The organism is Neomegalonema perideroedes DSM 15528 (assembly GCF_000374145.1).
GTDB classification, from domain to species: domain Bacteria; phylum Pseudomonadota; class Alphaproteobacteria; order Rhodobacterales; family Rhodobacteraceae; genus Neomegalonema; species Neomegalonema perideroedes.
Genome location: NZ_KB893654.1, coordinates 721,968 through 747,386, shown reverse-complemented (window position 1 = coordinate 747,386; position 25,419 = coordinate 721,968). Strand labels below are relative to the sequence as shown.

Genomic DNA, 25,419 nt, shown 5'->3' with positions numbered 1-25,419 from the left:
CGCGCGCCGGAGGCCGGACCCCGGCCTTCGGCCGGCAAGCGCGCGAAAGCGCGACAGGATCGGAGCGCCCGAAGATCTGCAGGATCGACAGGCGCGCCCAGATCCGGGGGCGGCCGCCTCCTCCGGACAGGAGACGGCCGAACCCGGGCGCGACGCGGAAGTCTCCGTCGTCGCGCGTCCTCCGCAGACAGGGCGGCCCGCCCGACGCCGAGCGTCGAAAGGCCGCCCCTGCGGAGCGACGTCCTCCCCCCGAGCGCCGGACCGCCGGGGAGAGAAGATCACGCCGGGGGAGTCCCCGGCGGGATGAGCGCAGGCGCAGGCTTCGGAGCCTCGCCGCCTCGGAGCGCGCGCAGCGCGCGATCCGCGATCTCCTCCGGCTTCGCAGGGCGCTTCCCGCCCTCTCAAGCCGCCGCATTCTCGGTGCGGAGCGCCGTTTCGTCGCGGGCGGGGGCGCGCCGCTGCTCTGAGCGGCCGCCTTCGCCCGGATCTTCGCGTGAAGCTCCGCCGAAGCGTTCCCCTATTGAAGAAACGACCCGGGGCCTCTGGCAACCCATGAAATGGCTTCGGCTTTTTCCAATCGCCGGATTGGCGCGCCCTGCATGATTTTTGGCGCGCGCCATGCGGCTTTTGGCGCTTGGGGCATGATCTCGCCCAAGGAGGGGAGCCGAAACCCTGAATTCGGCCCCCAGATGGAAATGAGACTGATTCTCCGATTCCATCTATTTATCTTCATGTCGCACAAAGATTATTTCACGCCGAAAGGGCAGTCCGCATCCCTCTTAGACTGTTGCGAGAATTCACTGGGGGAAACTCCATTCTCCTTTTTAAACTGTCGGGAAAAGCTGGCGAAGTTGCGATAGCCGGAGGCTTCGGCGACTTCGCCCACGCCGAGCCCCTCCGTCAGGAGCCGCCGGGCCCGCTCCATGCGCGCGAGGGTCAGAAGCGCGGAGAAGCTCTTCCCATAAAGAGCGTTCAGCTTGCGCTGAAAGCTGCGCTCGCTCATCAGGCAGGCCGCCGCCGCCTGAGCCAGATCCGCGGTCGGATCTTTCAGACGCTCATTGAGGAAATTTTCGAAGGCGCGCCGCAAGCGCTCCTCTTGAGGCGTCAGGCGGGGCGCCTCCTCCTCCGCTTCGGCGCCGGGGGCCTCCTCCTGAGCGCCGGGCTGAGCGCCGGGCTGAGCGCCGGGCTGAGCGCCGGGCTGAGCGCCGGGCGGGGTTTGGAGATTCTTCAGCATCCAGGCGCGCGTCGCCTCCTGAGCCCGCAGGCGGATGCCGATCTTCGCCACAAGCTCCTCCGCGTCGAAAGGCTTGGTGAGATAATCATCCGCCCAGACGTCGAGCGCCTTGCGGTAGGATTCGAGATCCTTCAGGGCGGTGAGGAAGATCAGCGGCGTATGGGAAAAATCCTCATGGGTCTTGAGACGGCGCGCGAAGTCGAAGCCTGAGCCGTCCGGCAGCATCACGTCGCAGATCACGAGATCGACCGGCGCCTCTTCGAGGGCGCGCTCCGCAGCCGCCAGAGAGGCCGCCGTCCGCACCGGCCCCAGACGCTCCGCGACCAAAGAAGCCAGATAGCTCCGCAGATCCCGGTCGTCCTCGATGACGAGGATGCGCCCCGGCTCGGCTTCGCCCGCCTCCGGCTCCAGATCCTCCGGCGCGGATCCGGCTTCGTCCTCCGGCTCGGGGACGCGCCGCGCGCCCTGCGCATGGGCGGGCAGAAAGACAGCGATTTCATTGCGGTCGCGGTCGATCTTCAACTCTCCTCCGGCTTTGCGGAGGGTCGCCGCGATGAGGTCCACCCCCCGATGCGGCGGAGATTCCGAAGACGAATCCGGCGGCTCCTTGCGGAATTCCTCCAGACGCCGCAGCGCCTCCTCAGGCAGGGGCGGGCCGTCGTCCGAGACGCGGATCTCCAGCCGCTCGCCGTTCAGATCCGTCTCCAGCTTCAGGCGGGTCGGCGGCGCGCGGTGCTTCACCGCGTTGGAGAGCAGATTATGCAGGATGGTCTCCGCCGCTTCGAGGTCGAAGGTGGCGGCCTGAGGCCCGCGGATCTCGCAAGCCAGCTCCAGCCCCTTGGCCCGCGCGGAATCGGCGTAAAGGGCGCAGATGGGATCCAGAAAGGCGCGCAGATCCACCGCCGACCGTCCCGAGCCCATCGGCGCCCCCGCCTGAGCGACTGCGATCATCTCGTCGCTGAGCTGAATCAGACGGTCGGAGGCCCGCCGCACCACCTGCGCCAGATCCCGGCGCTCCTCCTCCTCCACGCCCTCGCCGAGCAGCCTCTGGACCGGCGCCTTGATCAAAGCGAGCGGCGTGCGGATCTCATGGGCGGCGCGGGCGTAGAAGCGGGCGCGTTCGTCGGCGCTTTCCTGAAGCGCCTGATGGCTTTCGCGCAATGCGCGGGTCTTCTCGACGACGGTCTCCTCCAGCTCGGCGTTGATGAGGCGGATCTGACGCGCCCGCAGCAGCGCCAGCCCCGCCAAAGCCAGAGCCCCGAGCAGAACGTAGACGGCGGCCCTGTGCCAACCCTGCACGCCGGGGCGCACGACGAAGCTCTGGACGCGGGTTTCGGTGCGCAGGCCGGAGGCGCTCACGCCGTAATAGCTGAGCTGATATTCTCCGGCCGGCAGGTTGTCGCGGTGCAGGTCGTGGCTGGAGCCGGCGTATTCCTGAAAATCGGCGTCGGCGGGGGCGAAGCGCAGCCGCAGGATGTTGCTCTGGGGCTCGTCGAAATGGCGCACGCCGATCTGAAACCCGAGGCTCTGCGGCTCCACGCCGAGATCCTGCGGCCCTTCCTCCGTCGCCTCGGGGCGTCCGGACAGCCGCATGGAGAGGACCGGCGGATAGCCGTCGCCGGAAGCGACCTCCTGCGGATCGAAGATCGTGACGCCCCGCACGCCGCCCACGGCGATTCGTCCGTCGCTCAGGGTTTTGAAGGCGTTGAAGTTGAACTCCCGGCTTTGCAAACCGTCGCTGGTGCGGAAGGCGCGCTCCTCTCCGTCGGAGAGGCGATAGCGCACGAGGCCGTTGTTGGTCGTGATCCACAGGCAGCCGAGCGCGTCGGGGATCAGGCTGTAGAGCATCTTGCTCTGAAAGGCCTTGGACTGGCGGATGAATTTATCCGGCCGCAGATCCGCGGAGAGGATTCCCAATCCGCCGCCGGTGGCCGTGAAGATTCGCCCGTCCTCCGCTTCATAGACCGCGCGCACGTTGTCGTCGGGCAGGCGCTCCGGCCCGGCGAGGGTCTCGAAGCTTCCGGTTTTGGGGTCATGCAGGACCAATCCGGCCTCGGTGCCGATCCAGAGGCGTCCGTCCCGCCTCTGGGAGAGGCTGCGGATCTGCGCGCCCGGCAGGACCGAAGGCCCCTCCTCGCCCGGCGCCCGACGCGTATGATGGGCGAGGATCCGCAGATCCGCCGAGAGGCGGTAAAGGCCGTTCGCATTGGTGCCCGCCCAGAGGCTCCCTTCGGCGTCGCGCATCAGAACCCGGATCGTGGCGCCCTTCAGCAGAGTTTCGCCGTCCTCTCCGGGGACCGGATAGCTCTCCTTGGTCCGGGGCTCATAGGCGAAGAGGCCGGATCTGCCGCCCACCCCGAACAGCAGACGCCCTTCATGATGGAGGATGGCCCAGACGTCCTTCCCCCAAGCCTCCTCATGGATCTCCACCTCCTCGACCCGTCTTTCGCGCAGATCCAGACGCCCGAGCCCGCCTTGTCCGCCGATCCAGAGCGCCCCGTCCGCCTCCTCCAGAGCCTAGGTCATGGCGGGCAGGCTGCGGCTGCCGGTCGTCGGGGCGGGATAATAGGTCTCGAAGGCGTCGGGCAGCATGGAGAAGCTGTTGACGCCGCCGTTCCAGGTGCCGGCCCACATGCGCCCCGTGCTGTCGGGCATGAGGGCGCGCACGTCGGAATCGCTCAGCCGGTGCGGCTCCCAGTCATGGGCCTGATAATTCTCCAGACGCCCCGAGGAATCGGCGGCGGCGACGAAGATCCCCATCCTGCGGGAGCCGAACCACAGCCGCCCGTCGTCGCCCTGCGCCGCAGCCATGACGCCGTCGATCCCCTCGGGAAAGGAGAAGGGCGAGGGAATCAGCGCCTTGCGGACGGGGTCGTAGATCCTCAGCCCGCCCGGCAGCTCGTCGCCTTCATGGCTGAAGCCGACCCAGACGCGGCCCTCGCGATCCCGGAAGAGCGCGCGCGCCTCCTCGCCCAAGCCCTCGGGCGCCTCGGCGTCGGCGGAGCTGAGGGCGACCAGCTCCGGCGCGCCCGGCTCATAGAGCAGAAGCCCGCGCCGGGAGGAGCCGATCAGAAAGGCCCCATCCTCCAGAGGCAGGAGGGAGAGGATCGTCTCGCCCTTCAGAGCGCGCAAAGCCGGGGCCTCGGCGGCGGCGTCGGAGATCAGGCTCCCGCCCTCCTTGCGGACGACGAAGAGGCCCCGCGAGGAGCCGATCCAGACGCGCCCCTGCGCGTCCTGAGCGAAGGCGAAGACGTCGAGCGACTCCAGCCCCTCGCCGGGGGCGTGTCCGAGGAAGCGCGGCGCGTCGGCGTAGAGCGAGGCGCCCCCGCCCGAGGTTCCAAGCCAGATCTCCCCGTCGCGGTCGACGAAGACGGCGTAGAAATAATCGCTGCGCAGACCCTTCCGCGGATCCTCTTCGCGGAAGAGATATTCCGGCGGGCCGCCGCCGTAGATGGTCACGCCTTCGCCGGTCGCCATCCAGATGCGGCCGTCCGCCGTCTGGGCCAGACCGACGACGGTGGATTGCGACAGCCCTTCGTCGAGGCCGAAGCGCACCGCGCGTTTCGGGGTCTCCGCCAGAGCCGGGGCGCCCAAGAGCGCGCTCCATAAAGCTCCGAGGATCGCCAGCAGGAGCAGAAGCGGCGACGCCCGCCTCCCGCGCCGCTTCGCAGGAAAGCCGCCTGATTCGCCGCGCCGCATATGTCCCCTCCGCTCTCGCCGTCTCCGCTCCGGAAGGAGCCCTCGCGCCGGGCATCCTTCACGCCGAAGAGCGCAGGCGCAAGAAATTTCGCGCGCGGAAGGCGGTCGGGCGCGCGGACTCGCCCTTCAGGAAGCCTTCCCCTGCGCGACGGAGACGAAGCTCAGACCGGAGGCTTCTCGAATACAGCCTCCAGAAGCGGCGAATCCGGACGCCTCAGCCCTTCGAGGATGGAGAAATGATTCCGCTCCGGCTCCTCGACCAGATCGGTCCTCGCGTCGAGCCCCGCCCAGATCATCGCCATCAGCCGCGACTGGCGCAGAAACTCCGGACGCTCCGCCGCTCCGACCCAGCAGGTCAGACGCGGCGCGCCCAGCGGATCGCGCAGGACGGGACTCTCGGCGGCGGCCTCCTCGGGAGTCAGGCGCAGCTTCTCGTTCATCTTCGTGCGGCGCAGAGGCCGCAGGTCATGCACGCCGCTGATGGAGAGGACTTTCTCCACCCGCGCCAGAACGTCGGCGGACAAGGGGCTGTCGTCGCAGATCATGCGGGTCGCGAGATGCCCGCCCGCCGAATGGCCCGTCAGCCGGATCGGCCCCTCGACCAGAGCCGCCGCCGCGCCCAGAGCCTCGCCGATCTCGCGGGTCGTCTGCGAGATCCGGGCCTCCGGGGCCAGCGTGTAGCCCGGCAGAGCCACGGCCCAGCCGCGCGCCCGCGCGCCCTCCGCGAGATGGGTCCAGTCGGCTTTCCCGAAGGCCAGCCAAAAGCCGCCATGGATGAAGACGGCCAGACCCTTCGGCCGCCCCTCCGGGAGAATCAGATCCAGCCGGCGCCTTTCGCCCGCGCCATAGGAAATCTCCCGCAGAGCCCCCCCGAGCCGCGCGCGATATTCCGCCGCCTGCGCCGCCCAGAGGCCCGGCAGAGCCTCCGAGCCGGGGATATGGGCCATATTCGAAAAAGCGTCGTCCCAGTCGATGCGATCCGCGGCCATGCGCCGTCTCCTTGTCAGGCTCCGCGGGTCACAGCCGCGAGCGCAGGCCCCAGAGTTCGGGGAAAAGCTCCACCTCCAGCATGCGGCGCAGATAGCTGACGCCCGCCGTGCCGCCCGTGCCGCGCTTGAAGCCGATGATCCTTTCGACCGTCGTGACGTGGTTGAAGCGCCAGCGACGGAAATAATCCTCGAAATCCACCAGCTTCTCGCCCAATTCATAGCCCGCCCAATGGGTCGCGGGATCGCGGTAAACCGTCTCCCAGACCGCCATGACCCCCTCGTCGGTGGTCCATGTCCGGCGCAGATCGCGGTTCAGCGCCGTCTCGGGGACGGGCAGCCCGCGCCGCGCCAGAAAGCGCAAAACCTCGTCGTAAAGCGAGGGCCGGGCCAATTCCGCCTCCAGCGGCGCCAGAAGATCGGGTCGATGGGCGTGGGGCTTCAGCATGGCGAGGTTGCGGTTGCCCACGGCGTATTCGATCAGCCGATATTGATGCGACTGAAAGCCGGAGCTTTGCGCCAGATCCTCGCGAAAGCCGCCGTACTCCACCGGAGTCAGGGTGCGCAGCACGTCCCATGCGGAATTGAGCTGCTCGAAGATCCGCGAAACGCGCGCGAGGATCTTCGCCGCCTCCGGGGCGCGGTCTCCCGCGACGGCGGCCCGCGCCGCGTCGATCTCATGCAGCGCCAGCTTCATCCACAGCTCGGAGGTCTGATGCTGGACGATGAAAAGCATCTCGTCATGCGCGCGGGAGAGCGGGCGCTGCGCGCTCAGAATCTGGTCGAGCCGAAGGTAGTCGCCATAGGACATCCGGCTTTGGAAATCCGTCTGGGCGCCGTCTTTGGCGGGATCATAGCTCATGGTCTTCTCGTGTTCCGGAATGGCGGGATGCGGGCTCAGAGCGCGCGCGAATCCAGCTGGCGGAAGAGCGAGAACAGGCCGAGCCGCCGCAAAACGGCGATCCATCCCGCCGGACGGCAGACAGGAGGAAGCTCGGCGCGGCGCCTCATGTCACGACGGCCCGGGTTTTGAACTCGGGGCGGTCCCAGAGCTTTTCAGCCATGATCCGCGCGAGGATCTCCACGGCGCGGTCGACCTCCTCAAGCCCGAGATACAGCGGCGTGAAGCCGAAGCGCAGGATGTCGGGGGCGCGGAAATCGCCGATCACGCCTTCGGCGATCAGGGCCTGCATGACGGCGTAGCCCTCGGGATGGCGGAAGCTGACCTGACTCCCGCGCTCCTCATGGACGCGGGGCGTGGCGAGGACCAGATCCGGACAAGCCGCCTCGACTCCGGCGATGAAGCGGTCGCCCAGCTCCAGAGAGCGGGCGCGGAGATCCCGCATGTCCACATGGTCCCAGACCTCCAGCGCGGCCTCCAGAGCCGCCAACTGAAGAATCGGCGGCGTGCCCACCCGCATCCGCTCGATTCCCCGGCCCGGCCGGTAATCGGGATCGAAGGCGAAAGGCGCCTCATGGCCCATCCAGCCCGCCAGAGCCGGACGCGCCGTCTCGGCGTGGCGCGGCGCGACGTAGATGAAGGCCGGGCCTCCGGGGCCGGAATTGAGATATTTATAGGTGCAGCCCACGGCGAAATCGGCGCGGGCCTCCGCCAGACGCACCGGCAGAGCCCCGGCGGAATGGGCCAGATCCCAGAGGGCCAAGGCGCCGACCTCATGGGCTCGGGCGGTCAGAGCCGCCATGTCGTATTTGCGGCCGGTGCGGTAATCCACCTCGGTGAGCATCAGAGCGGCCACGTCGTCGTCCAAAGCGCCCGGCACCTCTTCGGGCGCGACCACCCGCAGCTGATAATCCGGCCCGAGGCTGCGCAGAAGCCCCTGCGCCATATAGAGATCCGAGGGGAAATTCCCCGAATCCGACACGACGACCCGGCGCCCGGCGTTCATCTCCAGCGCCGAGGCCAGGGCCTGATAGACCTTGATCGACAAAGTGTCGCCCATGACCACGGATCCGGGCTCGGCGCCGATCAGCCGGGCGATCCGGTCGCCCAGGCGGCGCGGCTGCTCCATCCATCCGGCCTGAGTCCAGCCGCGGATCAGCATCCCGCCCCATTCCCTCCCGACGACCTCGGCGACGCGCGCCTGCGCCGCCTTCGGCAGGGGGCCGAGGGAGTTGCCGTCCAGATAGATCACGCCTTCAGGCAGATCGAACATCGCGCGCGTGGCTGAGAAATCCGTCTTCATGCGGCTGTCGCTCCCTCCCGAAAACGCTCTTCAGAGACGAATGGGGATCCATCCGTTCCCGGACGCTAGAGGATATTTCCGGCTTCGTCAAAACGCCTCATGCGCCGCCCCCCTGTCCTTGCGCGCCTCTCCCGCTTTCCGCGCAGGAGCGCCGACTTCTCCTTGACTTCGGCGCAGGATCAAGCGCAGGTGCGGTCCTGAGCGCGCCGAAGGCGGAGCCTCGCGGAATTCGGGGTCGAATGCGCGAAAGCTTCCTCCCGATGGGGAAACGGCCGTCTCCGGCGGAGACCTGTCGAGGCTGCGGCCTTCGCGTTCCGGTCGCGGCTTCCGCGACGCTCCCGCTCGATCTCAGGCTTCGACCTCGCGCCCGAAGCCCCGCTTTGCTTTTTTAGGAGTGGTTAAAACGGCATGACGACCTCCAATGACGAGATTCGCGCCCTTCTCCTCGCGCTCGACCAACGTCTGGATCGCCTGACGGTCGAGGTCGCGAGTCTGAAGACGGCCTTAGCCGCCGCCAAACCCTCGGCCCCCAAAACCCCCGAAGCCCCCAAGGCCCCCGAAGCCCCCAAGGCCCCCGAGAAGGCCCCCGCGCCTCAAGCCTCCAAAAGCGCGGCGGGGGCCAAGCCCCCCGCAAAAGCCTCCGAACCCAAAACCTCCGGGCCTAAAGCTCAGGCCCCCGCCCCGGGCGCCAAGCCGAAAAAACCCGCCGAGGCCAAAGGCCCCGAGCCGCTGCGGCTGGTCTTCATCGGCGGCGGCATGCATGGGACCAAGTCGCTCTCGGGCTGGGCGAAGCTGCCGGACAGCCGCATCGCCTATGTCGCCGACGTGGACTCCAAGCGCGGCGCCGCCCGGGCGAAGGAGCTCAAGGCCCTGACCGGCGAGACGCCCGAAGTCGTCGTCGATTTCCGCGAGGCCCTTCTGGATCCGCAGGTGGACGCGGCGGTCGTCTGCACGCCGCATCACTGGCATGCTCTGGCCGCCGTCGAGGCGCTGAAGGCGGGCAAGCACGTCTATGTCGAGAAGCCGGTCACGCACGCCTTCTTCGAAGGGCCGATCCTCAGAGCCGCGGCGGCGAAATCCGGCAAGGTGGTCATGCCGGGCACGCAATTGCGCTCGAACGCCTCTCTGGCGGCGGCGGGCGAATTCATGCGCTCGGGCGGATTGGGCAAGGTCACGCTGGCCCATTGCGTCATCCACAAGAACCGCGCGCCCCTGCCCTTGTCGAACGACATGCAGGTGCCCGAGAGCGTGGATTACGACCTCTGGCTGGGCCCCCGCCCCGACCGCCCGCTGACGCGCTCCAAATTCCATTATCACTGGCATTGGTTCTGGGATTTCGGCAACGGCGCGCTCGGCAACAACGGCGTGCACCGCATCGACGCGGTCCGCATGGCGCTGGGCCTCGAAGGGCGCGGCGATCTCGCGCTGAGCGTCGGCGGCCGATTCGGTCGGCCCGACCCCTCCGAAACGCCCAACAACCAGCTCGCGCTGCATCGTTACGGCGATCTCTGGATTCTGCAGGACGTGCTCGGCGTGGAGCCCCAGCCCTATCGGGGCATGGAGAACGCCGTGGTCTTCCACGGCGAGAAGGGCGTGATCGTCTATAAGTCGGGCGCGGCCACGCTCTGCGCGCCGGACTTCACCCCGATCTCGGTCTTCGAGGGCAAACAGGGCAATCACGCCGCCGCCTTCCTCAGGGCGATCCGCAAGAATCAGGCGGCGGAGGCGCTCGCCGCTCTGGACGACGCCATCGTCTCCGGGGATCTCTGCCATTTCGGCAATATCTCGCATCGCGTCGGCGCCGAGGCGACGGACGCCAAGATCCTCGCCGAGTTCAAAAAGCTGAAGGTTCCCGAATTCGTTCTCGAACGCTTCGCGGCCCTGCGCGAGAACATCCGCGCCGCCGGCGACGGGGAAGCGCCTCTGACGCTCGGCAAGCTTCTGAATCTGCAGGAGGGGCCCAATCCCTTCCTCAAGGCGCCCGCCGCCGCGACGAAGCTGCTCCGGGCGGAGGAGCGTCCGCCCTTCAAACTGCCCGAGATTTCGGAGCTCTGAGCGCGCCCGGAGACGGCTTTGCGCAAACTCCTCGTCTCAGGAATCTCCGCGCCCTCCCCCTCCGCCGGCCTCTGGTCCGGCGGAGGCTTCGGCGCTTTTAGACGGCTTGCGCCCCTCCTTCGGGCTGGCTAACCTCTTCGCGCAAGTCGCGGCTTGCGGGCGCAGAGGGTTGAGCGAAGGACGTCTCCCATCACCGACACACGCCGATATGAGGCGACGCGGAAGAACCGCGCGCCAGCCCCTCGCCTCCGCGCCCTCTGGGCGAGGCTGCGGCGAAGACCGCGTTTTCGTCCATCGCGTTCCCTGTTTCTTCTTTCCGTTCGCGTTCCCCCCGGCGCTTTATGGACGGCGCCGCAACGAAAGTTCTCCCTATGCAGCCTCCCGCCCCCATCGCCGTGCTCGGCGCAGGCGCTTTCGGCACGGCTCTGGCCATGGTCGTCGCCGAGAGCGGAGCCTCTCCCGTCCTTTGGGGCCGCGCCCCGGAGCGCATGAGGGAGATGCGGAGGGTCCGAGAGAACGCCGCCCATCTGCCGGGCCTGCGTTTTCCGGCCTCTCTGCGAATCACGGAAGAGATCGGCGAGGCCCTCGGCGCGGAGGGCGCCGAAGGGGGCGTCGCGCTTCTGGCCGTCCCGACTCAGGCGCTGAGGGGCCTGTTGCGGACCCATCGCGCGGCGCTCGCCGGGCATATGCTCGTGACCTGCTGCAAAGGCGTGGAGCGCGGCACCGGACTTCTGCCGACCGAAGTGGTCGAAAGCGAGATCCCCGGCGCGCGCACGGCGGTTCTGACCGGGCCGAGCTTCGCCGCAGACATCGCCTCCGGCAAGCCCACGGCCCTGACCCTCGCCACGCGGGATCCGGAGGGCGAATCCCTGCAGGCGGCGCTCTCCGCCGGCGCGCTGCGGCTTTATCTGAGCGACGACCCCGTCGGGGCGCAATTGGGCGGCGCGCTCAAGAACGTGGTGGCCATCGGGGCGGGCATGGCCATCGGCGGCGGCTTCGGCGAAAGCGCCCGCTCGGCGCTCATGACGCGCGGCTTCGCCGAGATGGTGCGCTACGCCGCGCGCAAGAAGGCCCGCCGGGAGACGCTCTTCGGCCTTTCGGGCTTCGGAGATCTCGTCCTCACCTGCACCTCGACCCAATCGCGCAATTATCGCCATGGTCTGGCCTTCGGCGCCGGCCGCCTCTCGCAGGAGAACGCCACGGTGGAGGGCGTGATGACCGCCTACGCCGTCTCGGAGGCGGCGGCGGACGAAGACCTGCCCGTGACCCATATGGTTTCGGCTTTGCTGAAAGGCGCGCTGCCGATGGAGGAGGCCGTGGAGCGCCTTTTATCGCGTCCGCTGCGGCGCGAAGCTTAGCCCGGGGCGAAGCTATTGCATCGCACAAAAAATCAATCTGAGGTTGTCTTCGCGGAGAGAATGGCTGAAATCTAGAAATTTACCGATATAAGCCAATTAGAACGTAAATTCTCTCTTCAATCCGCGACTGTTTTGTGACATGGATTGGCATACGGACTTGCTTAGGAGTTTTCATCATCATGCGGCGCGTCATCACCTACGGAACCTTCGACACTCTGCATTACGGCCACATCCGTCTTCTGCGGCGCGCTCGCGCTCTGGGCGACTATCTGATCGTGGCTCTCTCCACGGACGAGTTCAACGCGCAGAAGGGCAAAAAGGCCCTGCTCAGCTATGAAGAGCGCAAAGCCGACCTCGAAGCTTTGCGCCTCGTCGATCTGGTGATCCCCGAACGGGAATGGGTCCAAAAGATCTCCGACGTTCAGACTCATCGCGCCGATGTTTTCGCTATGGGCGACGATTGGGTGGGAAAATTCGATTTTCTTAAGGATTACTGCGAAGTCACTTACTTCCAGCGCACCCCCGGCATTTCCAGCACGCAGATCCGCGACGCGCTCGCCGCGGCGGAGCGCGCCGCCGGACGGTCCTCCTCCATCGCCGCCGAGTGATCGCGAGGCGCCGCGCGCCTCCTTTCAAGGCTGATGATTCCCAAAAAACGCAAAGCGCCCTCAGGCTCTTTGCGTTTTTTGACGTCCTCCCCCCTCCTCCGCCGCCTCTCAGGCCGCCGAACCTCCTGCGCCGCTCTTGCGAGGGCTCATCGGCGATGGGTCAAAATGAGGCGAATTATGGCGAACGCGCGGCGGCCCCTCATTCTTAAAATCCTCCAGTTTTCCACGCCTTTTGTTTGGCGTCCCGCGCATTCCGGGAAGGAAAGCCGCCGCGACGCCGACAAACCTTCAGGTTGCAGAGCCGAAGACGACGCCTGAAGGCGGGCGTCATAAGCCCTCCCGCCGCGCCCGCGCGATCAGATGCAGGAAGAAAGGCGCCCCCACCAGCGCCGTCATCACGCCCAGCTTGAGGTCCCGATCCGGCGCGATCACGCGCACCGCCACGTCGGCGGCCAGCACGAGGACCGCGCCTCCGAGCGCCGCCGCCGGAATCAGCCGCGAGGGCGCGCCGCCCACCGCCCGCCGCAACAAATGCGGCGCCGCCAGCCCGACGAAGCCGATCCCGCCCGCCACCGCCGTGGCGGAGCCGACCAGCGCCGCCGTCGCCGCCACGAGCGTCAGACGCAGACGCCGCAGGCTCACGCCCATGGCCTCGGCGGCGTCCTCGCCGAGGGTGAGCGCGTCCAGCCCCCGCCCGAGCGGCGCCAGAAGCGCCAGCCCGATCAGGAAGAAAGGCGCCATCAGCCCCACATGGACCATCGAGCGGTCCGCCAGAGATCCCATCGTCCAAAAGACGATCTCGGCGGCGGCGAAGGGATTGGGCGAGAGGCTCAGAACCAAAGCGCTCGCGGCCCCGCCCAGAGCCGAAATCGCCACCCCGCCGAGAATCAGCGTCAGCGCCGCCCCGCGCGGCCCCGCCATGACGAGAATCAGCAAGGCCGCCGCCAGAGCCCCCGCCAGAGCCGCCAAAGGCAAGGCCAGAGCGAAAGCCGCCGCCAGCCCCGTCTGCAACGAGATCACCGCCCCGAGGCTCGCCATGGCGGAGACGCCGATCAATCCGGGCTCGGCGAGGGGATTGCGCAAAAAGCCCTGCAAGGCCGCGCCGGAGGCTCCGAGCGCCGCCCCCACCATGACCCCGAGCAAAGCCCTCGGCAGGCGGATCTCGCGCATGACCAGCGTCACGGCCTCGCCGCGTCCGCGCAAAAGCGCGTCGAGGCTGTCCGCCAGACCTATGGCCCCCGGCCCGATCAGCAGAGAGGCGCAGAACAGCGCCGCGACCAAGGCGGCTAAAGCCGCCATGAGTCCGCCATAGCTCATTTCCCGACCTCCAGAGCCCGCCGCGCCGCCTCCAGCCGCCCCGCCGCCCGCAGAGTCGCGGGCAGACCGCAGATCCAGTCGCGATCCGGCAGAACCTCGACGCCTCTGCGCGCCCGCAGAGCCTCCAGCGCGGGATGAACGAGGATCTCCTCGCCCCGCGCGGCGCCTTCGGCGCGCGGACGCCCGGCGATCACCACGTCCGGCTCCGCCAGAACCAGAAGCTCCAAAGGCACGAAGCCGCCGTAATCCAGCCCGAACTCAGCCGCCACCGAGGCGAAGCCCGCCGTCCTCAAAAGATCCGCCGCGAGGCTTTTTTCGCCGGGCGCATAGCCGTTGGCTTCGTAAAGCGCCGCGCGGGGCCGGGTCGACTCCGCCGCTCCGGCGCGCAGAACCGCGAGATCGGCTTCGAACTCCGCCGCCATGGCCTCGGCTTGGGCCTCGCGCCCGAGCAGCCCGCCCATCCGGCGGATCAGAGCGGCGATCTCCTCCAGATCATAGGCGGGCGCGAGGCGCTCCACCCGCAGCCCGAGCCGCTCCAGCATCCCGACCGTGGCCGCGCTGGTGAAAGTCCCCGCCAGCACGAGATCGGGGTTCAGAAGGAAAACCTGCTCGGCCAGCCCATGATTGATCGGCAGAGCCTGCGCCTCTTCGGCCATGACCGAAGAGCGCGGATCGCGGGCCAGCATGGAGACCGAAATCAATTGTCCCGGCGCGGCCAACAGCATGGCGAGTTGATCCGTGCAGAGGTTGATCGAGACCACCCTGCGCGGGGCCTCTCCCGCCGCGGCGGGAGAGGAGGAGCGCGGCGCCGGAGCGGGCATGTCATGGGCGCCCGCCGCAGCCGCGCCCATCAGAAAAGCCCCCGCCCAAAGAAGGGAGGCGAAGCCTGCCCCCCGGCGCTTCATCTCGGCGGCCTCACCAATTCGCCCTCAGGCCGAGGGCGCCCGTGATCCCCGGCGCGGCGTAGCCCCAGACGTCGGAGTAATCCTTGTCGAAGAGGTTGTCGACGCGGCCGAAGAGCTGAAGATTCTCGGTCAGATCATAGGTTCCGGCGAGATCGACCACCGCATAATTGGGCAGCTTGGCGCGGGCGTAGGCGCCCCAGAATTGATCGTCGTGATTCCCCGCCACATAGCGCAGATCCGCCGAAACCGAGGCCCGGCCTTCAAGGAATCTCTGGGTCGCGCCGAGGCTCAATTCATGTTTCGGGCGGCGCACTTCAATGCGGCCGTCCGCCTCTTTGGCGTCGAGATAGGTGTAGGAGAGACGCAGATCCGTGTCCGGAGTCAGCGCCAGAGAGCCCGAGACCTCCACGCCCTGACGCGGGCTGTCGCCGTCGCGGTTGACGTAGGTTCCCTTCCAAGTCACGGGATCGGTCACGTAGGCGATTTCATTCTTCAGCCGCTCGTTGAAATAAGTGACGTCGACCACGCCGCGCCCGTCGAGGAAGCTCGCCTCCACGCCGAAATCAAAGCTGCGGTTGCGCTCAGGCGTGAGGTTCGGATTGCCGTCGGTCCAGGCGTCTTTGGCGTAAAGCTCGTAATAGGTCGGGTTGACCGAGCCGGTCCCCGCCGAGCCATGCAGGCGCAAAGGCGTGTTCGGCACCAGATAGGAGAGGCCGAGCGTCCAAGTGGTCGCGTCTTTGAAGACGCTGTTGAAATCATGGCGCAGGCCCGCCTGAACGTCGAGGCCGAAGCTCAGAGAGCCGCGATACTCCAGCGCCAGAGAAGTGGCGTCGCGGTCGTAATCGGGATTGGCGCTGCTGGAGTCGCGATGATGCTCGGCGAGGAAGTTCACGAGATGCCGCGCCTGCTCCGCCGCTCCGTCCAGCCCGTAGCTGGCGCGATATTTAAAGGCGTCGGTCTTTTGATCGGTCCAATCCGAGCCGGTGGTCTTGCGGTCGAGTTCGCTATGGGTCCAGGCGAGGCGATGGTTCAGACGCCCGTCGAGCATGGCGTATTCGCCGTAAAGCTCGCCGGTCAGCTCGCGGCGGTCGGCGCGCTGATTCGGATCGTCCACGACATAGCTCGCGGCGTCGACGGGGGTCCAATTCGTGGAGTCGAAATCCGAGCGCTCCCGCGCCCCGCGGACCGTGAAGCCGAACTTCAGATCCTCGGTCGCGCGCCAGTCGCCCGCGAGTCCGAGGCTTCCGCGCTCGATGCCGTCCTTTTCGCCGCCGTCGCCGGAATAATCATAACCCCGGTCGTCGCGGCCGCTGAAGTTGAAGCTGAGGCCGCCGCGCTCCGTGCGGGCCGAGCCGTGCAGCGCTCCGGCGTAGCCGTTTCCGACCTCGACTTCGCCGCCGTAACGGACGCCGGGCGTCGTCCCCTTCTTGGTGACGATGTTGATCACGCCCGAGGAGGCGTTGGAGCCGTAAAAGGTCGATTGCGGACCACGCAGCACCTCGATGCGCTCGATATTGGCGGTCTCCAGCCCGGAGAAGGAATATTCGCCGTCGCCCGCGCCCGCCGGAACGCCGTCGATCAGCACGAGGGTGTGGTTGGCCTCGCCGCCGCGGATGCGCACCTGAGTGAAGTCGCGTCCGGCGCCGCTCACCGCCACGCCGGGCACGCTGCGCAGAGCGTCCTGAACGGTCGTGATTCCGCGCGCCTCGATCTCGGCGGCGGTGACGACCGTATAGGCGCGGGCGTAGGTCGCGGCCTCGGCGGGGGTCAGGCCGCCCGAGAGGATGATGGGATCGAGCTGAATGGCGGTTTGCTGGCCGAAGGCGGCGCCCGTCCACAGGGCGGCGCAGCCGACGGCTATGGCCGTGGCGCTGGCTTGTCGAATCATCGTCGTCCCTCTCTCGCGCGGGCTTGCGCCCCCCGCGATTCCCAAACTAGGGCCTGAGCCCGAAAACCTGAGAAGGGAGTCCCTCCCGCAGGCGGCGTGATCTTCACCGCTGCGGAATCTCCGCTTTCGGCCGCGCCCCGCGCCCGAAATGGGTGAGCGCTCCGGGCGGTCTCCTGGCTTGCGGGTCAGGGCTTCGGTCCGCCTTCCCGGAGTCGCCTCCAGTGGCTTTGAGGATCGAAGCTCGCCGCTTACAGTTGCGGGGGCAGCCGCGGAATTGGCCCCTTGAGGGGCCGCACCGACGTTCCCTGAAATCCTGCGTCGCCGAAATGCGGCGCCGCCGAAATCCGGAGCCCTCGTCTCTTGGGGCTGGCGCGGCCCGGAGTCAAGACGGAGTCGGGCGAGCGCTCGGGCGGCTTTTCGCCGCGAAAAGCGGTTTCCAGAGGCGAAGCCGGGCTTTATGAAGCCGAAACGGCCCGCCGCCGGGGCGGAGCTTCAAGGCGGAGCCTCGCGATATGACCTCATCCCCTTCTCAAGCGGCGCAGGAGCTTGAGCGCCTGATCGCGATCATGGCGCGTCTGCGCGACCCCGAGACGGGATGTCCATGGGACCGCGAGCAGAATTTCGCCAGCATCGCGCCTTACACCATCGAAGAGGCTTATGAAGTCGCCGACGCCGTGGCCCGCGCGGACATGCCGGGGCTGAAGTCGGAGTTGGGGGATCTGCTGCTTCAGGTGGCCTATCACAGCCGCATGGCCGAAGAACAAGGCGAATTCGCTTTCGGCGACGTCGCCCGCGCCATTAATGAGAAGATGATCTCCCGCCATCCGCATGTCTTCGGCGAGGCCGCCGCCCGCTCCGCCGGAGAGCAGACCGCGCTCTGGGAGGCGCAGAAGGCTCAGGAGCGCGCCGCCCGCGCCCAGACCGGCGCCCTCGACGACGTGCCGCTGGCCCTGCCCGCCCTCACCCGCGCCGAGAAGATCCAGAAGCGCGCCGCCCGCGTCGGCTTCGACTGGCCCGATCCCGAAGGCGCCCGGGACAAGATCATGGAGGAGATCGAGGAGGTCCGCGCCGAGATCGCGCCCCCCGGAGACCAGAGCCCGCCCTCTGCGGCGCTCGTCGACGAAATGGGCGATCTGCTGTTTTCGGTGGTGAACTGGAGCCGGATGCTCGGGGTGGATCCGGAGGCGGCGCTCCGCGAGGCCACGCGGAAATTCGAGGCGCGCTTTCGCCGCGTCGAGGCCATCGCCGCCGCGCAGGGCGCAAACATGAAAGGCCAGCATCTCGACGTGCTCGAAGATTGGTGGCGTCAGGCCAAGCGCGAGACCCAGAGCTGACCCTCAGGGGATCTTCTTCGCAAGCCGTTCATATTTTTGCGGAATTCCTTTAGGCATGTCCCCTTTCCCCGAATCGGGCGCAGGCGAGAGAGGCCGCATGGAGTTTCAGGAAGGCGCGCAGGGTCGGCTTTGGGAGCGGCTGGGGTCTCTGGCCGCCGAGCCGGAGACGGCTTGGTTTTTGGCGGACGCGGTGATTCTGCTCGCGCTCTGGGCTCTGGGGCGGGCCTTCTGGCTGGAGCTGCGGCCGCCGCCGATCAAAGGCGCCCTCGCGGTCGAGGGGGCGCATCTCACCGACGGCGACAGCCTGCGTCTGAACGGCGAATCCTACCGCCTCACCGGGCGCGACGGTCCTTTCAACGCGCCCGAGACCCGCGCCGGCGCCCGCGGCCGCGACGGCGTGGCCGTCACGCCGCGCGAGGCGGAATGGGGCGCGAAGGCTCTGGCCCATGGGCGCAAGCTGCTCAAGCCGGGCTCGGTGCTGGTCCCGACGGGAAAGCGCGAGCGCTATGGCCGCCCTCTGGCGGCGATCCGCCTGCCGAACGGCCGCGACTACGGCGCCGAGATGATCCGCGCGGGCCTCGCCACCCCCACCGAGCGCCGCGAACACGACCATTGGAACGCCCGCCGCCCCTGATCCGAGGGGGAGTCCCATGGGGCGCCAAGACCTTAGTCGAACCCATTTAGCACCAAAGGCCAATAGGAGGCCCTCCCTCCCGGCTGTTAATTTTCGTCCCGATAGCCTTGACGCAACTCACCACGGCCTCGGGATAAGACATCATGAAGATCAATCTGAGCGCGAAACTGGCCCTGATGGGGCTGGCCCTGTCTTTTGCGGCCTTTCCGGCCTCGCGCGGCTTCAGCCACGGCGACACGGCGCCTCAGGCCGTCGACACCGAAGGTCTGGATTCTCTGGGCGAAGGCGACGAGTGGCTGACCGTCAATCCCTATCGGATCGAGGAAGGCGAGGAGCCCAACGCTCAGCAGACCCGCGCTATCGAGGTCGGGACGGTCGGCTATAGCCAGAACTGCGCGCGCTGCCATGGCCTTGAGGGCGTTTCAGGAGGCATGGCCCCGGATCTGCGCTATCTCGACGCCGACGAATGGGGCGACGAATGGTATCTGGACCGCATCCGCAACGGCGTCACGCAGAACGGCGGCGTGAAGATGCCCCCCTTCGCGGACATCCTGAACCAAGAGGCCGCCTGGGCCATCCGCACCTATCTTGAGACCCGTCCGCAGGACTGAACGCCGCCCGCAAGCCGAAGATCGGCGGCGGGAGCGGATGCGAAGCTCCCGGCCTCTCGAAGGCCTTGAACGAAGATGTGAAGCTTCTCCCCCCGAAGCGGCTTTCCCGCCGCTCCGGCTCTCTCCCCGCCCTGATCTCAAGGCGGACCTTCAGGGCGTCGGCTCCCTTCGGGGACCGGCGCCTTTTTTTCATGCGTCGTCCTTGCGGCGAGGCTCTGAGGACATAGACCTGAACCACGTCGAATTTTCTCGTTCGTAGGCGTTGCCTTCCTCGGGCGAAGTCGGACATATTGCCGGCGACCTCAAAGCCTTCCTCCCGATCCCGCACGGATTCCCGTCCGCACCATACGCCCGCCCCGAAGGAGCAGAGCCCGTGGCCGTAGAGCAATTGTCGCTCATCCTCCTGATCCTCTCGCCGTTCGTCGGCTCCGTGGTCGCGGCCTTTCTGCCCGCCACGGCGCGCAATTCCGAAGCGATCTTCGCGGGCGCCATCGCCTTGATCAATCTGGGAATCGCGATCTGGCTGGGACCCTCGGTGCGCGACGGCGGCGTGGTGCGGATGGAGGCGCCCTGGATTCCTTTGCTCGGCCTTGATTTCGTCCTGCGGCTCGACGGGCTCGCCTGGGCCTTCGTCTGCCTGATCTCGGGCATCGGCCTGCTGGTGACGATCTACGCGCGCTATTACATGTCGCCGCAAGATCCGGTGCCGCGCTTCTTCTCCTTCCTGCTCGGCTTCATGGGCGCGATGCTCGGAGTGGTGGTTTCGGGCAATCTGATTCAGATCGTGTTCTTCTGGGAGTTGACGAGCCTCTTCTCCTTCCTGCTCATCGGCTATTGGCACCACAGCCAGAGCGCCCGGACAGGCGCCCGGCGCGCTCTGCTGACCACCGGCGCGGGCGGGCTCTGCCTCTTCGCGGGCATGCTGGTGCTGGGGCAGATCGTCGGGAGCTACGACCTCGACGTGGTGCTTTTCTCCGGCGAGGTCATCGCCGCCAGCCCGCTTTATCCGGCGGCCCTGATCCTGATCCTGCTCGGCGCTCTGACCAAAAGCGCGCAATTCCCGTTTCATTTCTGGCTCCCCGGCGCCATGTCGGCCCCGACGCCCGTTTCGGCCTATCTGCATTCGGCCACCATGGTGAAGGCGGGAGTCTTCCTGCTGGCGCGGCTCTGGCCGGCCATGGCGGACCATGATCTCTGGTTCTACATTCTGGCGCCCATCGGGGCGATCACGCTGCTCATGGGCGCGGCTCTGGCGCTGTTCCAGCAGGATCTGAAGGGGCTTCTGGCCTATTCGACCATCAGCCATCTGGGTCTGATCACGCTGCTTCTGGCGCTCAACAGCAAGACGGCCGCCGTCGCCGCCGTCTTCCACATCATGAATCACGCGGTGTTCAAGGCCTCGCTCTTCATGGCCGCGGGCATCATCGACCATGAGGCGGGGACGAGAGACATCCGAAGGCTCGGGGGCCTCGCCAAAGCCATGCCGATCACGGCGGCTTTGGCGATGGTGGCGGCCGCCGCCATGGCGGGCGTGCCGCTGATGAACGGCTTCCTCTCCAAGGAGATGTTCTTCGCCGAGACGGTGGAGACCCATGTGCAGGGCTCCTTCCTCGATTCCCTGCTGCCTTACGTGGCGACTCTGGCGGGCCTGTTCAGCGTGGCCTATTCGCTGCGCCTGATCGATCAGGTGTTTTTCGGCCCCAAAGCGACCGATCTGCCGAAAAAACCGCATGATCCGGTGATCTGGATGCTGCTGCCGGTGGGCTGCCTCGTGCTGATCTGTCTGCTGGTCGGCCTCTTCCCCGGCCCGGTGATCGGCGAGTTCCTCGAAACCGCCGTGCGCGGCATGCTGCTGGGCGAAAAGCCGTATTACAGCCTCGCCATCTGGCATGGCGTGAACACGGCGCTGATCATGAGCGTGGTGGCCATGATCGGCGGAATCATCGCCTATGTCGCCCTGCGCGACTGGCTTTCAGGAGATTTCGAGGGCGCGCGCATGCCCGGACGCCTCGCTCTGCGCAAACGCGTCGAGCGGGCGCAGACGGCCCTCGGCCGCGCCTGGGCGCGCAGCGAGGTCTGGTTGGGCCTCTCGCATCTCCAGCCGCAATTGCGCTGGATCGTCTGCGTGGCGATCCTCACCATCGCCTGGCCTTTCCTCTTCCGCTCCTGGGCCATCCAGCCCGGCGCCGCCGAGCAGCCGGACACGGCCTTGCTCTTCGTCTGGCTCATCGGCGGCGCCTGCGCCATAGGCGCGGCCTATCAGGCGAAATACCATCGCCTCGCCGCGCTGATCATGACCGGCGGCGCGGGTCTGGCGGTCTGCATCACCTTCGCCTGGCTCTCGGCGCCGGATCTGGCGCTGACCCAGGTGCTGGTCGAGGTGGTGACCACGGTGCTTCTGCTGCTGGGCCTGCGCTGGCTGCCCAAGCGCAAGGAGGACATCCGCGAGGCCGCCGACCTCAACGCCAAGCGCCGCCGCGCGGCCGACGCGGTGATCGCCTGCCTTGGCGGCGTGGGTCTGGCGGCGCTCTCCTACGCGGTGATGACCGCCCCGACCAACCCCGACGGAATCGCGCGCTGGCTGCTGACCTACGCCTATTCCGAGGGCGGCGGACGCAACGTGGTCAACGTCATCCTCGTGGATTTCCGCGGCTTCGACACTCTGGGCGAGATCACGGTGCTCGGCATCGTGGCTTTGAGCGTCTATGCGCTGCTGCGCCGCTTCCGCCCGGCGGTGGAGAGCGTCCAGGCGCCCACGCAGAAGACCTTCCAGGACAAATACGACGCGCAGCGCCATGAGAGCCACGCCGACGACCGGCAGATCGACGCCCATTATCTGCTGACGCCGGGCCTCATCATGCGGCTGCTCTTCCCGCTGATCGCGATGATGGCGATGTTCCTGTTCCTGCGCGGCCATGATCTGCCGGGCGGCGGCTTCGTGGCGGGCCTGACCTTCGCCGTGGCCTTCCTGCTGCAATATATGGCGGGCGGCGCGCGCTGGGTGGAGGAGCGGCTGACCATCCTGCCGACGCTCTGGATCGGCGGCGGCCTTCTGATGGCCCTCGGGACGGGCGCGGCGGCCTGGATCTGGGATCTGCCCTTCCTCTCGACCTATTTCTCCTACAAGGAGCTGCCCGTGGTCGGGAAAATCCCCGTGGCCAGCGCGCTGATCTTCGATTTCGGCGTCTTCACTCTGGTGACGGGCGCGACGGTGCTGATCCTCGTGGCCTTGGCGCATCAGGCGGTCCGTTGGCAGCGCATGACCGGCAAAGGCGAGAAGATCGCGCTTGAGGAGGACCGCTGATGGAGATCGTCATCGCCATCGCCATAGGCATCCTGACCGCTTCGGGAATCTGGCTGATCCTGCGTCCGCGCAGCTTTCAGGTGATCATCGGGCTTTCGCTGCTGTCTTACGCGATCAATCTGTTCATCTTCAGCATGGGCGGGATCAAGGTCGGCTCTCCGCCGCTTCTGGATCCCTCTCAGACGGATCTGACGATCTACGCCGATCCGGTGCCGCAGGCGCTGGTGCTGACGGCCATCGTGATCGGCTTCGCCACCACGGCGCTGTTTCTGGTGGTGCTGCTGGCCTCGCGCGGCCTGACCGGCGGCGACCATGTCGACGGACGGGAGGACCGCTGAGCCATGACCTGGAGCGATCATCTCGTCATTCTGCCGATTCTGCTGCCTCTGGCGGCGGGGGCTCTGTCGATCCTGCTGGACGGCCGCGTGCGCCATGGGCCGGCGACGGTCAATCTGCTCTCGACGCTCGGCCTTCTGGCGATCGCCTGGATTCTCGCCTGGCGGACGCTCGGCCCCGGCTCGCTCGCCGACGGCGCGCAGGTCGTGCGGGTCTATCTGCTCGGCGACTGGCCTTCGAGCTTCGGCATCGTTCTGGTGCTGGACCGGCTCTCGGCGACCATGCTGGCGCTGTCGGCCACGCTTTCGGTGGGCGCTCTGGTCTTCTCGCTGGCGCGCTGGCACCGGATGGGACAGCATTTCCATCCGCTGTTTCAATTTCTGCTGATGGGCGTCAACGGCGCCTTCCTCACCGGCGACATCTTCAACCTCTTCGTGTTCTTCGAGGTGATGCTGGCGGCCTCCTATGGTCTGGCGCTGCACGGCTCGGGCAAGGCGAGGGTCAAGGCGGGGATGCATTACATCGCCGTGAACCTCGTGGCCTCTCTGGTGCTGCTGATCGGCGCGAGCCTCGTCTACGCGGCCGCCGGAACGCTCGGCATGGCCGATCTCGCCATGCGCGCGCCGCTGCTCGACGAGCGCAGCCGCACGCTGCTGGAGATGGGCGGCGCGGCGCTCAGCGTGGCCTTTCTGGTGAAGGCGGCCATGTGGCCGCTGGGCCTCTGGCTGCCTGCGGCCTATTCGACCGCCGCCGCGCCCATCGCGGCCATGTTCGCCATCATGACCAAGGTGGGCGTCTACGCGCTGCTGCGCTTCGGCTGGCTGCTCTCGGATTCGCGTTCGCCGGATTTCTTCAACGCCCAATGGCTGATGATCGGCGGCTTGGCGACCATCGCCTTCGGCGCGCTCGGCGCGCTCGCCTCCAAAGAGACTCCGCGCGCGGCGGCCTTTCTGACCATGGTCTCCTCGGGCACGCTGCTGACGGTGATCTCCATCGGCGATCTCTCGCTGGTCTCGGCGGCGCTCTATTACCTCATCACCTCGACTTTGGCGGCGGGCGCGCTCTTCTGCCTCGCCGAACTGGCCGAGCGGGATCTCGACGAGAAAAAGCCCGCGGCTGAGGATCAAGGCGAATTGGCCGTGCCGCTGCTCGAAGCCTATGGGCTTCAGGAGGACGAGCCGCAGGACGAAGAGGTCGGCGTGCCGGTGCCCGCGGTTCTGGCGGTGCTGGGAATCGGCTTCCTCGCCTGCACGCTGCTGATGGCGGGTCTGCCGCCGCTTTCGGGCTTCATCGCCAAATTCGCCATTCTGCGCGCCATGTTCGAGAGCGGGCATATGGGCCGGGCGTGGATCGTCACGGCGGCGCTGATGCTCTCGGGCTTCGCGACTCTGGCGGCCATGACGCGGATCGGCATGCGGCTCTTCTGGTCCGACGCCGAGCGCCCGCCGCCGAAGGTGCGGTTCATCGAGGTCGCGCCGGTGGCGATGCTGCTGCTCTGCTGCGTGGCTCTGACGGCGCAGGCCGGGCCCGCCATGGCCTATCTGCGGGGCGTGGCCGAGGGCCTGAGCGCGCCCTCCTCCTATATCGAGGCCGTGCGCAACGCGCCCCGCATGCGCGAGCCGCTCGCCGAGCCGCCGCCGCTCGGAAGCCGGACGCATCAGGAGGGGGCCGCCGTCGCGCCGCTGATCGTGCCCGCTCTCGCGCCCGCCGCGTCGGCGCCTTCCCCGGCTTCGGCGCTCCCCGCCCCGCCCGCCGCCCTTCCCTCCGCTCCGGCCGCAGGAGGCGCGCCATGATCCGACGCATCTTTCCTTATCCGGTCCTCTCCGTCGGATTCTTCGCGACCTGGCTTTTGTTCAATCAGAGCGTCACGCCGGGGCAGCTCATCCTTGCGACCTTCTTCGGCGTGACGAGCCCCTGGCTGCTGCTCCGGCTGGACGTCCCGCCCATTCGGATGCGGCGGCCCCTCACGATCCTCAAGGTGATCTGGACCTTCGCCAAGGACATCGTGCAGTCCAATCTGCGGGTGGCCAAAACCATCGTCGCCTCGCCCCATCCGCCGCCTTCGGGCTTCGTGCGAATCGTGCTGGAGATGCGTTCGCCCTATGGTCTGGCGGCTTTGGCCTGCATCATCACCGGCGCGCCCGGCACCGCCTGGATCAGCTATGATCCGGTGGATAACGTGGTGGTGCTGCATATCCTCGACCTCATGGCCGAGGACGATTGGGCCGCCAGCATCAAGACCCGCTATGAAAAACCGCTGATGGAGATTTTCGAATGATCCTGACTCTCCTGAATCTCAGTCTGACGGTGAGCAAGCTGTTTTTGGCCATGGCGATGATGGCGGCGGGCTATCGCCTGATCGTGGGGCCGCGCGCGCAGGACCGCGTGGCGGCCATGGACGCCTTTTATCTCAACGGGCTTTTGCTGCTGATCGTCTTCGGCATCTCGACGGCCAACGCCTTCTATTTCGAGATCGCGCTGGCCATCGGCCTTTTGGGCTTCGTCTCGACGGTGGCGCTGGCGAAGTTCCTGCTGCGCGGCGAGGTGATCGAATGACCGATCTTCCCATCGACATCCCCGCATGGGCCGCGCTGGTCACCGCCGCGCTGGTGCTCTTCGGCTCGACTCTGGCGCTGATCGGCTGCGTCGGATTGCTGAAGTTCTCGACCTTCTACGAGCGGCTGCACGCCCCCACCCTCGGCTCGACGCTGGGGCTCTGGTCGATTCTGATCGGCTCGATGATCTTCTTCTCGACCTCTCAGGAGCGCCCGGTGGTCTATGAGCTGCTGATCGGGGTCTTCGTCACGGTGACGACGCCCGTGACCATGCTGCTGCTCAGCCAGACCACGCTCTATCGCGACCGTCTGGAGGGCCGCGATCCGCTCTCGGAAAACCCCGATCCCATCGACAAGACGGGCTGAAGCCGCCGCGCAAGCCGATAGAGGG

The 25,419-nt window shown here is 67.4% G+C and carries 20 protein-coding genes and 1 riboswitch; of the genes, 12 read left to right on the top strand and 8 right to left on the bottom strand.

The window, feature by feature from the left end:
• Positions 1-745: 745 nt before the first annotated feature.
• From B161_RS0110710 to kynU, 5 genes are all read right to left on the bottom strand, one after another.
• Positions 746-3,664 carry a hybrid sensor histidine kinase/response regulator transcription factor gene (locus B161_RS0110710; RefSeq protein ID WP_018633395.1) on the bottom strand — a complete coding sequence of 973 codons (2,919 nt, stop codon included), beginning with the start codon at positions 3,662-3,664 and terminating at the stop codon, positions 746-748.
• An 87-nt stretch (positions 3,665-3,751) separates the two neighbouring features.
• Positions 3,752-4,933 (bottom strand): ligand-binding sensor domain-containing protein, encoded by a 1,182-nt coding sequence (locus tag B161_RS0110705; protein WP_018633394.1) that lies wholly within the window; start codon positions 4,931-4,933, stop codon positions 3,752-3,754.
• Between the two features lie 161 nt (positions 4,934-5,094).
• Entirely contained in the window at positions 5,095-5,922 is an 828-nt protein-coding gene (locus B161_RS0110700) for an alpha/beta hydrolase (RefSeq protein WP_018633393.1), read from the bottom strand.
• A gap of 28 nt (positions 5,923-5,950) precedes the next feature.
• A complete protein-coding gene (kynA, locus tag B161_RS0110695; RefSeq protein WP_018633392.1) occupies positions 5,951-6,781 on the bottom strand; it encodes a tryptophan 2,3-dioxygenase in 831 nt (276 codons plus the stop codon).
• A 145-nt stretch (positions 6,782-6,926) separates the two neighbouring features.
• Positions 6,927-8,123, bottom strand: coding sequence for a kynureninase (kynU, locus tag B161_RS0110685; protein ID WP_018633390.1), 1,197 nt, complete (start codon positions 8,121-8,123; stop codon positions 6,927-6,929).
• A 408-nt stretch (positions 8,124-8,531) separates the two neighbouring features.
• Between kynU and B161_RS17815 the strand changes: the two genes are divergently transcribed.
• The 3 genes from B161_RS17815 to tagD all read left to right on the top strand — a co-directional run bounded on the left by B161_RS17815 (position 8,532) and on the right by tagD (position 12,144).
• Positions 8,532-10,178 carry a Gfo/Idh/MocA family protein gene (locus B161_RS17815; protein ID WP_018633389.1) on the top strand — a complete coding sequence of 549 codons (1,647 nt, stop codon included), beginning with the start codon at positions 8,532-8,534 and terminating at the stop codon, positions 10,176-10,178.
• Between the two features lie 371 nt (positions 10,179-10,549).
• The gene (locus B161_RS0110675) at positions 10,550-11,536 is read left to right on the top strand and encodes an NAD(P)H-dependent glycerol-3-phosphate dehydrogenase (RefSeq protein WP_018633388.1); all 987 of its coding nucleotides are present in this window, start codon (positions 10,550-10,552) and stop codon (positions 11,534-11,536) included.
• Positions 11,537-11,715: 179 nt separating this feature from the next.
• Positions 11,716-12,144: a glycerol-3-phosphate cytidylyltransferase gene (gene tagD / locus B161_RS0110670; protein WP_018633387.1), complete on the top strand. Its 429-nt coding sequence runs from the start codon at positions 11,716-11,718 to the stop codon at positions 12,142-12,144.
• Between the two features lie 327 nt (positions 12,145-12,471).
• Here the strand turns inward: tagD and B161_RS0110665 are convergent, their stop codons facing one another.
• Genes B161_RS0110665 through B161_RS0110655 form a run of 3 tightly spaced genes read right to left on the bottom strand, consistent with a single transcriptional unit; the run spans position 12,472 to position 16,254 of the window.
• Positions 12,472-13,461 (bottom strand): FecCD family ABC transporter permease, encoded by a 990-nt coding sequence (locus tag B161_RS0110665; RefSeq protein ID WP_018633386.1) that lies wholly within the window; start codon positions 13,459-13,461, stop codon positions 12,472-12,474.
• Positions 13,458-14,366, bottom strand: coding sequence for an ABC transporter substrate-binding protein (locus B161_RS0110660; RefSeq protein WP_018633385.1), 909 nt, complete (start codon positions 14,364-14,366; stop codon positions 13,458-13,460). Before B161_RS0110660 ends, B161_RS0110665 begins: the two co-directional genes overlap by 4 nt.
• Before the next feature lie 10 nt (positions 14,367-14,376).
• On the bottom strand, positions 14,377-16,254 hold the full coding sequence (locus B161_RS0110655; RefSeq protein ID WP_018633384.1) for a TonB-dependent receptor plug domain-containing protein: 1,878 nt from the start codon (positions 16,252-16,254) through the stop codon (positions 14,377-14,379).
• 146 nt (positions 16,255-16,400) lie between these two features.
• Positions 16,401-16,618, bottom strand: a riboswitch (cobalamin riboswitch).
• A gap of 148 nt (positions 16,619-16,766) precedes the next feature.
• On the opposite strand from B161_RS0110655, the gene mazG reads away from it, so the two are divergent.
• The 9 genes from mazG to mnhG all read left to right on the top strand — a co-directional run bounded on the left by mazG (position 16,767) and on the right by mnhG (position 25,394).
• Positions 16,767-17,588 carry a nucleoside triphosphate pyrophosphohydrolase gene (gene mazG, locus B161_RS0110650; RefSeq protein WP_018633383.1) on the top strand — a complete coding sequence of 274 codons (822 nt, stop codon included), beginning with the start codon at positions 16,767-16,769 and terminating at the stop codon, positions 17,586-17,588.
• Between the two features lie 97 nt (positions 17,589-17,685).
• Positions 17,686-18,222 (top strand): thermonuclease family protein, encoded by a 537-nt coding sequence (locus B161_RS0110645; protein ID WP_018633382.1) that lies wholly within the window; start codon positions 17,686-17,688, stop codon positions 18,220-18,222.
• A gap of 143 nt (positions 18,223-18,365) precedes the next feature.
• Complete coding sequence (gene pedF / locus B161_RS0110640) at positions 18,366-18,833, top strand: cytochrome c-550 PedF (protein ID WP_018633381.1); 468 nt, start codon at positions 18,366-18,368, stop codon at positions 18,831-18,833.
• 373 nt (positions 18,834-19,206) lie between these two features.
• Positions 19,207-22,137, top strand: a complete 2,931-nt coding sequence (locus B161_RS0110635; RefSeq protein ID WP_026310362.1) for a monovalent cation/H+ antiporter subunit A — start codon at positions 19,207-19,209, stop codon at positions 22,135-22,137.
• Positions 22,137-22,475, top strand: a complete 339-nt coding sequence (locus B161_RS0110630) for a Na+/H+ antiporter subunit C (protein WP_018633379.1) — start codon at positions 22,137-22,139, stop codon at positions 22,473-22,475. The genes B161_RS0110635 and B161_RS0110630 overlap by 1 nt, the downstream gene beginning before the upstream one ends.
• A gap of 3 nt (positions 22,476-22,478) precedes the next feature.
• Positions 22,479-24,266: a monovalent cation/H+ antiporter subunit D gene (locus B161_RS0110625; protein WP_018633378.1), complete on the top strand. Its 1,788-nt coding sequence runs from the start codon at positions 22,479-22,481 to the stop codon at positions 24,264-24,266.
• The gene (locus B161_RS0110620; protein WP_018633377.1) at positions 24,263-24,751 is read left to right on the top strand and encodes a Na+/H+ antiporter subunit E; all 489 of its coding nucleotides are present in this window, start codon (positions 24,263-24,265) and stop codon (positions 24,749-24,751) included. Before B161_RS0110625 ends, B161_RS0110620 begins: the two co-directional genes overlap by 4 nt.
• Complete coding sequence (locus tag B161_RS0110615) at positions 24,748-25,029, top strand: K+/H+ antiporter subunit F (protein WP_018633376.1); 282 nt, start codon at positions 24,748-24,750, stop codon at positions 25,027-25,029. Before B161_RS0110620 ends, B161_RS0110615 begins: the two co-directional genes overlap by 4 nt.
• Positions 25,026-25,394 carry a monovalent cation/H(+) antiporter subunit G gene (gene mnhG, locus B161_RS0110610; protein ID WP_018633375.1) on the top strand — a complete coding sequence of 123 codons (369 nt, stop codon included), beginning with the start codon at positions 25,026-25,028 and terminating at the stop codon, positions 25,392-25,394. Before B161_RS0110615 ends, mnhG begins: the two co-directional genes overlap by 4 nt.
• The last annotated feature ends 25 nt before the right edge of the window (positions 25,395-25,419 follow it).